The following is an 11,807-nucleotide window of genomic DNA, read 5'->3' on the forward strand; positions in this document are numbered from 1 at the left end:
TACCGGGACAGCATGCAGTACAGGCTGGAAGCTCTTCCTGCCATCAAAAGCTCGCTCATCGTGTCCGATGCGCGCTGCATGGAGTGGAGCTACGGCAAAATTATCGTGATCAAGCGGCTTGTGAGCGAGTTCCTCTGGAATCAAATCGAAGCGGGCTGGATTGACCAGATGATGGCGATTCAGATTGCAGAAGATTGGCTGTATCGGAGTGCGGCGAAACGGTACGGTATAGAGTCTTGAGTGTTCGCTTTTCAATCGTAAAAAAACACAAAGCGCTATAAGTTTCGCCATCGCTAGGTACTGCCAACCCTTGTAAGATAAAGAAGTACATTAAATGCAGTAGGCATGAAGGGGAGGAGAACATGGCCAGTAAAATTCAGCCATCCGATCGAACAATTTACAATTTCTCATCGCAGAATCAGAAGTGGGCTTTTATGCGAAAACATTGGCCAATTTATGTAATTTCATTACCAGGCATTATTTATTTCTTGCTTTTTAAATATGTCCCCTTATTCGGTTCCGTTATTGCTTTTCAAAACTACAACATATTCAAAGGTATCAAAGGGAGTTCGTGGGTCGGGCTGGAAAATTTCCACCGGATGTTCCAATATACAGAATTTCTGCAGATTTTGAAAAATACGATTTTGATTGGCGTCTACGATTTGGTCTTCGCCTTTCCGGTTCCCATTATATTAGCTTTATTGATCAATGAATTACGAATTATGACGTACAAAAGAATCGTTCAAACTGTGGTCTATATGCCGCATTTCCTTTCATGGGTCATCGTAGGCGGGGTTGTCGTAGGCGTGCTATCTCCATCAACTGGAATCGTCAACCATCTTCTCGGCATGTTCGGCGTCGATCCCATTTACTTTTTAGGGGAAAATGAATATATCCGGACGATTCTCATCAGTTCAGGTATCTGGAAAGATAGCGGTTGGGGGACAATTATCTATTTGGCTGCAATTGCGGGCATTAACCCTGATCTATACGAAGCGGCTCAAATCGATGGTGCAAGCCGGTTACGGCAAGTGTTTTCCATTACGATACCGACGATTTTACCGACCATTGTTATTCTGTTCTTGCTTCAAATTGGAAACTTTCTCGACTTTGGCTTTGAACGCGTCTTTGTATTCCTTAACCCGCTCAACAACGAAAATGGAGAAATTATTGATACGTTTGTATACCGTGCAGGACTTGTCGATCGGCAATACAGCTACACAACGGCTATTGGGCTGTTCAAATCGGTTGTCGGTCTAGCTTTAATTATGTTCAGTAATACATTCAGCAAAAAAGTAACGGGCGAAGGCTTGTATTGATGACACAGATACGGAAGGAGGTAACTCGCTATGATTATGACAAAAGGCCATAAAATGTTTAATCTTTTTAATATTATTCTGTTGGGAGCTCTCGGACTAAGTATGGTGCTCCCCCTCATCCATATTATTGCTCAATCCTTAAGCAATAACGTCGCGATTAACGCAGGGCAGGTCTCGCTGTGGCCAGTTGGTTTCACACTGGGAAGCTATAAGCTTATTTTGCAGGATCCGACAATTTGGTTAGGGTTTCGGAACAGCGTCATTATTACCGTATTCGGTACGCTCATCAATTTGTTTATGACAACAACGCTGGCTTATCCGTTATCCAGACCTGAATATTTATTCCGTAAATCGATTCTAATCATGGTGCTGTTTACACTGATTTTCAGCGCACCGCTAATTCCGAATTATTTGCTGGTGAAGCAGTTAGGTTTGCTAAATACACTGTGGGCTTTAATGCTCCCGATGGCGATTAGCGCTTTTAATCTATTTGTTATGCGATCATTCTTCCTGAACCTGCCGGTTGAACTGCTGGATTCAGGCAGAATGGACGGATGCGGGGAGTTCCGGATCTTGTGGAACATTGTCCTGCCGCTTTCCAAGCCCGCTATGGCGACTATGGGTATCATGTACGCAGTTGGACACTGGAATCGTTATGCCGAAGCCGTCTTTTACATCGATCATCGAAATTGGATTCCGCTGCAGGTTCGCTTAAGGGAGATTGTGTTCACGGATCAGTTCGGCCAATCGGATGTATCATCCGAGTTAATGCTCTTTCTTTCACCCGAAGGGATTAAAATGGCCGTTATTGTGGTCGCAACGATACCTATTCTGCTTGTCTATCCGTTCCTGCAAAAACATTTTATTCAAGGTATGATGGTAGGCTCAGTCAAGTCTTAAACTTATGGAAACGCATCTAATTTCGATTAGAAAGAGGGGATTCCATTGAAAAAAGTAGCAGTTGTGGCGTTAGCAGCAGCTCTGTCTGCGGGTACATTGGTCGGATGCACCACTGAAACTACGGATCCGCAGCAAACCGCTACGTCTACGTCGACACCGGAGGCGAAGAAGTCGCCAACGAAATTTTCCATTTCTTATCCGACGACAGCCAATACCGGCTACCATACCCGTGTCGATATTAACAATGACAAATGGGTGAAAAAGTTAGAAGAACTGACGAATACCGACCTCACGCTGAAAGTAACGGAAGTAAGCAAAATGGGTCTTATGTTCGCAAGCAATGACGTGCCCGATGTCGTGGGAAGCTTGGGGACAGCGACAGATAAAGCGATGTCAGGTTCCGTAGAAGCGGGTATGTTCATGCCCCTGGATGATTTATTGAAACAGAATGCTCCTAATTTGATGAAAATGGTACCGAAGGAAGCGTGGGAAGCTGTCTCGTATAATGGCAAAATTTACGGCATTCCCAACTGGTTGAACAATCCTTCCAGGCGTGCGACTTTTATCCGTACCGATCTGTTGGAGAAGGCGGGGCTGCCAGCGCCTCAAACGGTCGAAGACTTTGTGAATGTACTCCGCAAATTTAAAGAGATGGGTGTAAAGTATCCGTATGGAGGTCGTGAAACGTTAAAATATGCCGATACGATTCTCGGTGCATTCGACGTGCTTCCTTATAAAGAACAGTTCGAGTTGGTAAACGGTCAAGTTGTCCCGAAATTTTTTGATGTAGAAAATATGACGAAAGCGTTAACCGTCTATAAAACTATGTATGATGAAGGACTGATGGCTAAGGAATTCGCCACGACGTCATCGACGGATTGGTTAAAAAATATTCGGGCCGGCGAGGTAGGGATATGGTCTTCCAACTTGGTCAGCCTCAATGATTTCCGGACGAATATTCCGAATGCCGTGAAGGGCGCGAAGGTCGATGTGATCTCTTCACCAAAGGGTCCGGATGGCAAAAGTGGCTATCTCATGTATTTGCCGGTTACAAGTGCGCACTATATTAATAAAATTGTGAAGCCTGAGACGGCAGCGAACATCGTGAAATATTTTGACTGGATGTCGTCGGACGAAGCTTATAAGTTCTTCACTTTCGGAATCGAAGGCGATACGTATACGGTGGTCGATGGTAAAATCAAGTATAAAGAACCGACCAACAAGGAAGAACAGGAGGAGCAGGACCATAGAGGTACCTTGCACTCCGCCCATGAAAGCACCGTTAACCGTCTGAAAATGGAAACAGATCCGAATGGTCCCTATATTTTGAATGCTTTTGATAATGTTCTTGCTCATGAAGGATTATCTGGTATTGGCTTTGCTCCGGATTTGGAGGCGAATAGCAAGTACCCTGACGCTGCTTCGCCGGGATCGGATGCAGCTCCCAAAATCATCATGGATCATATGATCAAAATGATATATGGCAAAGAGCCGATATCTGATTGGCCAAAGGTGATTGAGGAGTACAAGACCAAAGGCGGCAATGACATCATGAAAGAAGCAACCGATCGTTATCAAAATAAAAAAGGTGTGCTTATCCTTGGAAAGAAATGATGATCGCCGCTTTGCAATCGTATAAAATGACATAGCTCCTTAAATTTATACATTCAGAAAATGATAAGCAGTCGTTATGATATCACTGAGCATTGAAACCGCTTGCAAAAATGCTGGAAAGAAGGGGTTATATGAAAAAAACGATCAGTCTCACTCTCGCTGTCATCATGGCAGCATCCGCACTCACCGCTTGTTCAACCGATGGAAAAGTAGCCGAAAAAGCGTCGTCGCAGCCGTCTGCGGATGCGAAGAAAGCACCGACGAAATTCTCTATCCTTTTTCCAACGACTGTAAGTACAGGCTATCATACTCGTGTGCCGGATTTGAACAAGGACAAATGGGTATTGAAGCTTGAGCAGCTAACCAACACGGATCTAGACGTCAAAGTGATGGAGGATGCCAAATTCGGCGTCATGTTCGCGAGTAACGATATCCCGGATGTCGTTGGCAGTATTGGCGGTCCCGGCAGTAAATCGATGTCCGGTTCCGTTGAGAATGGGGTATTCATGCCGCTGGATGATCTGCTCAAACAGTATGCTCCGAATTTGATGAAATCGATTCCGAAAGCAGCTTGGGATAGCGTTTCGTATGAAGGCAAGATTTATGGTGTGCCTGAATTTCTGAGTAATCCATCCCGTCGTTCGACCTACATTCGTACGGATCTACTGGAGAAGGCAGGGCTTCAAGCGCCGAAAACAGTTGATGAATTCCTGAATGTGCTGCGAGCGTTCAAGAAGTTGGGCGTGGAGAATCCATATCAGATGAGGGAGAACTTCAAGTATGCGGACGTCATCTTGGGCGCGTACGACGTGCTGCCATACAAAGATCAATTTGAACTGGTGAACGGTCAGGTTGTTCCGAAATTTTTCGATGTAGACAATGTGCAAAAAGCGCTTTCGACATATAAAACAATGTACGATGAAGGCTTGATTCCGAAGGAATTCGCTACGATCTCCTCAACGGATTTCTCCAAAAGTATCGAGTCGGGCAAAGCCGGTATTTGGTCGCAGAATGCTTCAGGCTTACCGGGTTACCGTACAAAGATTCAACAAGCCGTTCCAGGGTCCAAGGTTGAAATCGTAGGTTCGCCCAAAGGTCCTGAAGGAAAAGGCGGATACTTCTATTATGCGCCAGTCATTCGAACTTTCTTCATTAACAAAAATGTGAAGCAAGAAACAGCTGTAAACATCATTAAATTCTTCGATTGGATGATGACACCAGAAGCCGAAACTTTCTTCACTTTCGGAATTGAAGGGGATACTTACACCAAGGACGCCAGTGGCAACATCAACTATAAGTTCCCGACGACCAAGGAAGAAACGGATGAAGAAGGTTTCCGCAGCGGAACGATGTGGGCAGTGCATGACTCCACTTACAACAAACCAAGATTGCTGCTCAACGAGGATGGCAAAGCGACTTTGAAAGCATTCGATGAGGTGTTAACGAAGGAAGGTCTGCCTGGCATTGGTTTCTATCCGGATTTGAGCACATTCTCGAAATTCCCGGATCTTGCGGCGCCGCAACCAGATGTAGGTCCCAAAATTATCGTTGATCATATGATTAAAATGATTTATGGCAAAGAACCTATCAGCGATTGGCCAAAAGTCATCGAAGAGTATAAGTCCAAAGGCGGTAACGAAATTATTAAAGAAGCGACCGATCGTTGGAACAAGAAGCAAGGCGCAATTATGATCGATATCAAGTAAGCGTTGTAACGAGAAAAGTATCCTTCAGTAGAGGAATCTGCTGCAGGATATTTTTTTCATATGTAGAAATCGTAAAAAATGACATACGATCTTAATTTTATCCTTTCTGCTTGACGGAATAATTTCTATAATGAAGGCAACGAAACGATGGAGAGGTGTGTTGCACGTGAAAGCGATATTGGTTGGTTTAGGCTCGGCAGGATTTAGCTGGTATAAGCGCCTGCGAGATCAAGGTTTATTGGCAGCTGTTGTGGAAGTGGATGCAGCGATGAAAGAGAAAATGCAGAATGACCCCTTTCCCTTTTACACATCGTTAGAGGAAGCTTTACAGCAGGAACAGGCGGATTTTCTTGTCAATGTAACTTCTCCAATGGTGCACACTGTGGTGAATCATGCAGCATTTGATCGTAAACTGGCGGTTTTGTGCGAAAAGCCGATTTCCTTTGATTATGAGGAATCCATTGAAGTTGTGGCTCGTGCGGAACGAGAAAAGCTGCCTTTCATGATTGCAGAAAATTACCGAAGGATGCCGCATATACGCAAAATGAAACAACTTCTGGACGAGGGCGTTATCGGCAGTCTGTCCTCTATGGATGTACAGTTTTACAGATATCACAACGTCCAAAGAAGATACACCGTCAGCATTCTGGATGACATTGGTGTTCACCACTTTGATTTGCTTCGTTATTTTAGCGGAAGAGAAGGGAAAACCGTGCAGGCGAAGCTGTATAATCCGATCAACGCGTGGGAGCAGGACGGCGCCATTATTAATGCTTATGCGTTCCTAGAAATGGATAACGGCATTACGGCTTCGTATAACGCGTCCATTTCGGCCAGAGGAACGGAAACGCCGTGGAGCGGGAATTGGCGATTGGAAGGCACGGAGGGAGCGATTGAATTCGTCGATAAGGAGATTCGTGTCATACGGGACGGAGAGGTTCAGCTGATTGAAGATTTCAGCGGCATTGATGGAACGGATACGCTGGCTGAGTTCCTGGCTTCGCTGCGGGAAGGGCGAGAGTCGGAGTCAAGCGGCAGGGATTACTTGAAAACGCAGGCCCTTGTGCATTTTGCCAAGCTGGCTAGCAGTTCCGGTCAGACGTACGTCATTGAAGTTCCAAATTTATAGATGAATGGGGATACGAGCATGCTGATCAATCATTGGGAACAAGCAGCGCCTGGTGTATGGCGTTTGACAATCAGAGAGCCCGAGGGGATTACCCCGCTAACTTGGATGGGCGTTTCACCTAAGGATGAGGCTTTGCAGCAAATGCCTCAGGTAGAGCCGCCTTTTGCCTGGGAGTGTATTCAGCTTGAGGAGGTTGGACGGAATTTAATTCTGTCCTTTCCGCTGAATCGAACCGAGAAGCTGTACGGGACAGGCCTTCAGCTGCTGCGCATGAATCAACGGGGAAGAACCCGTTATTTGCGGGTAAACAGCGATCCTAAGCAGGATACTGGTGAAACGCATGCTCCCGTCCCTTTTTATGTGAGCGATCAAGGGTATGGTGTCTGGGTAGATACGTCACGTATCGTAACGATGCATCTTGGCTCAACTTTGAAGCAAGAGGATACGTATCCTGAAGAGATTCGTGATCGCAATACGGATAAGGGATGGAAGGCAACGCCAGTGGCTTCTCGGGTGGAAATCCAGATTCCTGCCGAAGGCGCAGTTATCTATTTGTTTGGCGGGCCTACCCTCTCGGAAGTGGTAGCTAGATACAATTTAATGTGCGGGGGAGGCGTCTTGCCTCCGAAATGGGGACTAGGTTTCTGGCACCGCGTACCGACGTTATACAGCGATCAGCAAGTGCTTGAAGAAGCCGAGCAGTTCCGTCTTCACGATTTCCCTTGCGATGTCATCGGACTGGAACCTGGCTGGCACAGCCACAGCTATCCTGTCAGCTATGAATGGGAGAAGAGCCGGTTCCCTGAGCCTGCTAGCTTTGTGGAAGAATTAGCACAGAAGGGATTCCGCGTGAACCTCTGGGAGCATCCTTACGTTTCGCCTGAGAGCGAATTGTATGCTGATTTGCAGCCGCTTTCAGGGACCCACACTGTGTGGGGCGGGCTTGCGCCGGACTACTCTCTGCCTGAGGCAGCTGAACTTTATAAGAAGCAGCATGAGGAGCAGCACATCCATATTGGAGTGTCTGGGTACAAGCTGGATGAATGCGATGGCAGCGAATTGACGAACAATTCCTGGATGTTCCCGGCACATGCCAGGTTCCCATCCGGTCTGGACGGCGAACAGATGAGACAGATGTATGGGTTAATGTTCCAAAAAATGACGGCTGATTTGTTCCGCAGCCAGAACCGCCGAACATACGGACTGGTCAGAGCCTCGAACGGAGCCGCCTCGACGATGCCTTATGTCCTGTACTCGGATTTATATGACCATAAGCAGTTTATTCGGGGCATATGCAGCTCTTCCTTCAGCGGACTACTGTGGACACCGGAGGTTCGCAGGGCGAGAAATGCCGAGGATTGGGTTCGGCGGATGCAAACCGTCTGTTTCTCGCCGATGGCGATGCTGAACGCTTGGGGAGACGGGACGAAGCCTTGGTCATACCCCGAAGTAGAGGGAACCGTGCGGCATTATATTAAACTGCGGATGAAACTTCTGCCGTATTTGTATACTGCTTTTGCCGTTTACCGCGAGCAAGGGATTCCGCCATTTCGGGCGATGCCGTTCGTGTTAACACCGGCCGAGATTGCCGAGGCTGAAGCCAAATTAACTGCTGATGCGCAGCAGCTATTGAATACGACGGATGCTGCGTACGGCAGGAAGAAAGCACGAGAATGGGACGACCAGTATATGGTCGGTGATGCGCTGCTCGTAGCTCCTCTGGTCGAGGGGGAATCAGAGCGCGAAGTGCTTCTGCCAGCTGGCATTTGGTATGGCCTGGAGACGGGAGAGCGGTATACCGGCGGCTGTGTGATCCGGGTGCAGGCGGGCCTTGATTATATCCCGGTTTTCGTGAAAAGCGGCTCCATTATTCCAATGATGGCTGCACTTCCGCATGTTCCGGCACCTGGGACGTCTGTGGGGATTGAATTGGTGCATTTTGGAACCGACCCTGGCACAGCTAAGCTGTATGACGATGATGGCGAAACCTTCGATTACGAACAGGGCAAGTGCAGTTGGTACAATTTGTCTGTCACGGTAGATCAGGATGGTCAATACACCGGTGCATGGATTGGAGAAAGGGAAGAATCGTCCTCCTATCAGCCTGTCACTTGGCGCTTCGCGCAAACGCGTTTGTTGATGAACGAGCAGTAGTGGGTTATCATAATTGGATTAGCAGCGCTGAGAGCATGAGGAGGTCTGGACATGCATGTATTGATCGTAGATGATGAACCTGTTATTCGCAGAGGCATGGTAAAAATGGCGGAACTATACGCCCCCGCTTTCTCCAAAATTCAGACGGCCGAGAACGGCGAAGCTGCTTTGGAGCAAATTCGGGCGTCAGAGCCTGATCTGGTGTTGACGGATGTTCGCATGCCCAAAATGGACGGACTTGAATTATGCAAAATTATTCATGAGGAGTTTCCTCATATTAAAACCGTTGTCATATCCGGTTACAATGACTTTGAATATGCGCAAAAAAGCATGAATTACGGTGTCAGGCACTATTTATTGAAGCCGGCGACCAAAAGCGATGTCCATGACATGCTGGATCAGCTGATCAAAAAACCGAAACACGGTTATTTATCGCCATCTCGTTATATCGCTTGGATCGATCAGATGGAACAGCAAATATGGGCGTTGCAAAAGGAGGAAATCAGAAACCTCATCATAGGCTGGCGCGAATATTGCCTGTCGGCGAATATCTCGCTGGCCCAGCTGAAGGAGCTTCTGGATGATTGCAATGCGCTTCTTGTGAAACGCTTTCAAGCGCGCCATTACTCGCCTTCGTCGGTTCCTGCTCATCTGCAGGCAGATAGCGTCAAAGAAGCGCTAGATACGTTCGAGAAAGGTCTTATGAACATGATCAGCGGGCTGCACGCAGTCCGCAGCGGTCATTTCAAAGATCCGATGGAAGAAGCCAAGGCGTATATCGACAGCCGGTTGTCAGAGGATATTTCTTTGGATCAAGTCGCTGCTATGGTTGGATTAACGCCAACGTATTTCAGCTCGCTTTTCAAAAAGATTACGCAAGAGACCTTTGTCCAATACCGGATTAATAAGCGGATGGCGAAAGCGAAAGAGATGCTGTCCGCACCGCATGTTCGAATCGTTGATGTGGCAGCGGATGTAGGGTATGACGATTACCCCCATTTCACAAAAACGTTTAAGAAAATTGTCGGCGTTTCCCCGACGGAATACCGTACCAGCTTAGGTATCAAATGAAGATTAGAGGTTTTACGAAGAAAATTTTTGCGTATTTCCTCATTGTGATTATCCTTTCGCTCARCTGCGTAGGTAWCTTCTCCTATATCATTACTTCTGGAGAACTGGAAGAAATGGTAGAGAACCAAATGAATCAAATTGCCGGCAACGCCGTTCACCATACCGATCTATATCTGAAGGACTATGAGCGCTCGATTGTCTCGCTGTTAACGAATAGACAGATTATGGAGTTCATTGATCTGCCTGCCACAAGGGAAGAATATGACTATTATTTGTATCGTAAAACAATCCGGGAATTTAGTGTAGATCCTTTATTCATACGCAATCCCAAACTCGCTTCTGTCTATCTGATCAGCGATAAGAAGAACGCGGTTTACTATTATAATAATGTGAATGAGCAATCCTTTAATACTAGTGACATTCAAAAGCAGCGCGATTATTTCCTCGCGAATACGACGCCTGACGGACAATTAAGCATCTTGAACCACACGATCATCGAAGGGCAAGAGAATCAGATGCTGACAATCGTCCGTCGTATTCGCGGCTATACGTCACCGGAATTGTCCGGTTTACTTGCGATTGAGATGCGCTCTGCCGATTTATCCGCCTTATGGAAAGGCATCGATTTAGGCAAGTATGGGTACCTGTTTATCATCGATGACAAAGGGCGTTACATTTATCATCCGGATGGGTTAAAAGTCGGCACTAGCGTTCCTAAAGCTTTCTTTGAAAAGCTGAATCAGGCCGATTCGCATTCCTTCTCGGACGCCTATGAAGGCGATGAGCGCATGTATGTAAGCCGCAAATCGGAGTCTTCCAATTGGCAGCTTGTTGTTTCCATGCCGCTTCGCGAGCTGCGCAAGCCGCTCTCCAACATCCGCTCGACTACGCTGGTCGTTGGTCTATTTACGTTGATCTTGGCGATGCTGCTTGCTTACAGATTCGGCAAATCCATTGCCAAGCCCGTTCAAACACTCAAATCTGGCATGCGGGAGACGGAGAAAGGGAATTGGGCGACGATTCCGCTGCCTCCTCACCGTGATGAAATTGTTGAGCTGATGGTCCGCTATAATTTGATGGTCAAGCGGCTTTCTGAAGCCGTAGACCGCGTCGTGCAAGTGGAATTAACCAATTCCGAAATCCGTATGGAACGCCAAAAGGCGGAATTTCAATCACTTCAGCTGCAGATTAATCCGCATTTTATGTATAACACACTGGAGACTATCGTTTGCTATGCGACTATTCAGGACTCCGAGGAGATTTCTGAAATTGTGAAGGCTTTGGCTTACATGCTGCGTTACTCCGTTCAGACCAATCTTGAGGAAATTACGGTAGCTAATGAGTTGAAGCATGTTATGTATTATTTGGTCGTATTAAGGCATCGCATAGGTCGGGAGTTCGAGATTGATGTAGCGATTAAGCCTGAATATTTGCTTCATGTCATGGTTCGTCTGACGCTGCAGCCGCTAGTTGAAAATGTGTTTCAACATGCCTTCCCGGATGGTCTGGAGGATTATCATGTTGTCCGGATTGATGGCGGCGTAAGTGATGGCATCTTTTGGATCAGTGTGGAGGATAACGGCTCTGGGATGTCAGAAGCGAAGCTTGCGCAGCTCCAGAAGAAGCTGAATACCAATCGACTGGCAGATGGCGAAGTAGATGAAGCAGGCAAAAAGGGTGGCATCGGCGTTTTGAACGTCCACCGCAGGATTCAGATGGTTTATGGCGACCAGTATGGACTGCGAATTGAGAGCAAGCTTGAACAAGGCACCAAGATGATTATGGCTATGCCAGCTTTGCCCAAAAAGCTGGAGTAGGTGGAAGCAGCCGGATCAGCAAGGCACAATTTCTTTCTTGTGAAAACTAATTCTCATAAAAATTTCGGGCAAGTTCTCTTCTGTGGGTGCATAGGAT

Annotated in this window: 8 protein-coding genes and 1 pseudogene; all 9 read left to right on the forward strand. The window is 46.9% G+C overall.

Annotation, left to right across the window (positions count from 1 at the left end; genetic code table 11):
* Window positions 1-240: pseudogene (locus tag AC1DUA_RS07135) on the forward strand (glucuronate isomerase); the annotation flags it as partial.
* Window positions 241-362: 122 nt separating this feature from the next.
* Window positions 363-1,319 carry an ABC transporter permease gene (locus AC1DUA_RS07140; protein ID WP_477499068.1) on the forward strand — a complete coding sequence of 319 codons (957 nt, stop codon included), beginning with the start codon at window positions 363-365 and terminating at the stop codon, window positions 1,317-1,319.
* A 30-nt stretch (window positions 1,320-1,349) separates the two neighbouring features.
* On the forward strand, window positions 1,350-2,219 hold the full coding sequence (locus tag AC1DUA_RS07145; protein WP_477499069.1) for a carbohydrate ABC transporter permease: 870 nt from the start codon (window positions 1,350-1,352) through the stop codon (window positions 2,217-2,219).
* Between the two features lie 45 nt (window positions 2,220-2,264).
* Window positions 2,265-3,833 (forward strand): type 2 periplasmic-binding domain-containing protein, encoded by a 1,569-nt coding sequence (locus AC1DUA_RS07150; RefSeq protein WP_477499070.1) that lies wholly within the window; start codon window positions 2,265-2,267, stop codon window positions 3,831-3,833.
* 131 nt (window positions 3,834-3,964) lie between these two features.
* The gene (locus AC1DUA_RS07155) at window positions 3,965-5,539 is read left to right on the forward strand and encodes a type 2 periplasmic-binding domain-containing protein (RefSeq protein WP_477499071.1); all 1,575 of its coding nucleotides are present in this window, start codon (window positions 3,965-3,967) and stop codon (window positions 5,537-5,539) included.
* A 166-nt stretch (window positions 5,540-5,705) separates the two neighbouring features.
* Window positions 5,706-6,668, forward strand: coding sequence for a Gfo/Idh/MocA family protein (locus tag AC1DUA_RS07160; protein ID WP_477499072.1), 963 nt, complete (start codon window positions 5,706-5,708; stop codon window positions 6,666-6,668).
* 18 nt (window positions 6,669-6,686) lie between these two features.
* A complete protein-coding gene (locus AC1DUA_RS07165; protein WP_477499073.1) occupies window positions 6,687-8,822 on the forward strand; it encodes a glycoside hydrolase family 31 protein in 2,136 nt (711 codons plus the stop codon).
* Window positions 8,823-8,873: 51 nt separating this feature from the next.
* The gene (locus AC1DUA_RS07170) at window positions 8,874-9,893 is read left to right on the forward strand and encodes a response regulator transcription factor (RefSeq protein ID WP_477499074.1); all 1,020 of its coding nucleotides are present in this window, start codon (window positions 8,874-8,876) and stop codon (window positions 9,891-9,893) included.
* A gap of 113 nt (window positions 9,894-10,006) precedes the next feature.
* Window positions 10,007-11,710, forward strand: a complete 1,704-nt coding sequence (locus AC1DUA_RS07175) for a cache domain-containing sensor histidine kinase (RefSeq protein WP_477499075.1) — start codon at window positions 10,007-10,009, stop codon at window positions 11,708-11,710.
* Window positions 11,711-11,807 lie beyond the last annotated feature (97 nt).

Source organism: Paenibacillus sp. 01T422 (genome assembly GCF_056398785.1).